We start from the raw sequence: 1,608 nt of genomic DNA, 5'->3' as shown, positions 1-1,608 counted from the left end.
CTCATCTGCTGGTGCCGGAAGGGCGGATTGTCGGCGACGTAGAGCGTTGGCTCGGTGTGGAGGGTTTGGCGGCCGGTGCCGTGCATGTGCGTGATGCCTTGACCGTGCAAGTGCTGCCGTTCGTCCGCCAGGACCAATACGACTTGTTGCTGTGGTGTTGCGATTTCAATGCCGTGCGCGGCGAAGACTCCTTTGTGCGCGCTCAATGGGCCGGCCGGCCATTTCTCTGGCACATCTACCGGCAGGAAGAAGATATCCATCTGGACAAACTCGAGGCTTTCCTCGAAGTCTATATAAAGGGGCTGTCTGAACCTGCGCGGGAGGCGATCAGCGGTCTCTGGCGCGCGTGGAACGCCGGTGAGAAAATGGCCGACCACTGGCAATTCACCCGTAAACACTGGCCAGAGCTGGAAAAACACGCCGAGGCGTGGTGTCTGGAACAGGCCTTGCAGGCCGATCTTGCCACGGCGCTGGTACAGTTTTATGGAAATTGGATATGATACGCGGCCTAGATTTTTGTAAATCCCATCCAAATTCGGATATTCGCAATGAAAACTGGTAAAGAACTCAAACCCGGTACCGTGATCCGTATCGACAACGATCCTTGGCTGGTTCAGAAAGCTGAATTCACCAAGTCCGGTCGTAACAGCGCGATCATGAAGACCAAGCTGAAGAACCTGCTGACCGGCTACAAGACCGAAACCGTATACGGTGCGGACGACAAGCTGGACGACGTGATCCTCGACCGCAAGGAAGCGACCCTGTCCTTCATCAGCGGCGACTCCTACACGTTCATGGACACCACCGACTACACCATGTACGAGCTGAACGCTGAAGACATCGAAGCCGTTCTGCCATTCGTGGAAGAAGGCATGACCGACGTTTGCGAAGCCGTGTTCTTCGACGAGCGTCTGGTTTCCGTAGAGCTGCCGACCACCATCGTGCGTCAGGTTGACTACACCGAAGGTTCCGCTCGCGGCGACACTTCCGGCAAGGTGATGAAGCCTGCCAAACTGAAGAACGGTACCGAGCTGTCGGTTGCTGACTTCATCGAAATCGGCGACATGATCGAGATCGATACCCGCGAAGGCGGTTCCTACAAAGGCCGTGCCAAATAAGCACAGCTTGAGGAATGAAAAAGCCCGACCATTGAGTCGGGCTTTTTTGTGCCTGCGATTTCGGGTTCAACCAGAAACCCTGTGGGAGCGAGCTTGCTCGCGATGGCGGCGTGTCAGGCAATGACGACGCGTCTGGCAAATCGCTTTCGCGAGCAGGCTCGCTCCTACATGGGGTACTGCGTTATTTCTTCAAGTGTTCCTTGAGCTCTTGCGAAGCCTGCAACATCGCCGAACGTACCGCCGGCACCTGGCTCACCACGTTGAGCAAACCGTAGTCGTGGATCAGGCCGTTGTAGCGAACCGAGGTCACCGGCACTCCGGCCTCGTCCAGTTTGCGGGCGTAGGCTTCGCCTTCGTCGCGCAACACGTCGGCTCCGGCGGTCTGCACCAGCGCTGGAGGCAGTCCTTTCAACTGGGCGGTGGTCGCGCGCAGTGGTGAGGCGTAGATCTCGTTCCGTTGATTGGCGTCGGTGGTGTAGTTGCTGTCTCT

3 protein-coding genes are annotated in these 1,608 nt (G+C 57.3%); 2 read left to right on the top strand and 1 reads right to left on the bottom strand.

Annotated features, from left to right (window positions below; genetic code table 11):
* Positions 1–500, top strand: a 500-nt coding sequence (earP, locus tag ACXRVY_RS28100; protein ID WP_458238844.1) for an elongation factor P maturation arginine rhamnosyltransferase EarP, incomplete at its 5' end; no start/stop codon positions are given.
* 48 nt (positions 501–548) lie between these two features.
* Positions 549–1,118, top strand: coding sequence for an elongation factor P (locus ACXRVY_RS28095; protein WP_223463739.1), 570 nt, complete (start codon positions 549–551; stop codon positions 1,116–1,118).
* A 181-nt stretch (positions 1,119–1,299) separates the two neighbouring features.
* Here ACXRVY_RS28095 and ACXRVY_RS28090 read toward each other — a convergent pair.
* Positions 1,300–1,608, bottom strand: a 309-nt coding sequence (locus ACXRVY_RS28090; RefSeq protein WP_458238843.1) for an alpha/beta hydrolase fold domain-containing protein, incomplete at its 5' end; no start/stop codon positions are given.

It is taken from the genome of Pseudomonas sp. P5_A2_2, assembly GCF_054177685.1.
Note: the sequence above shows the minus strand (reverse complement) of the source record. Positions and strands in the feature narration are given on the sequence as shown.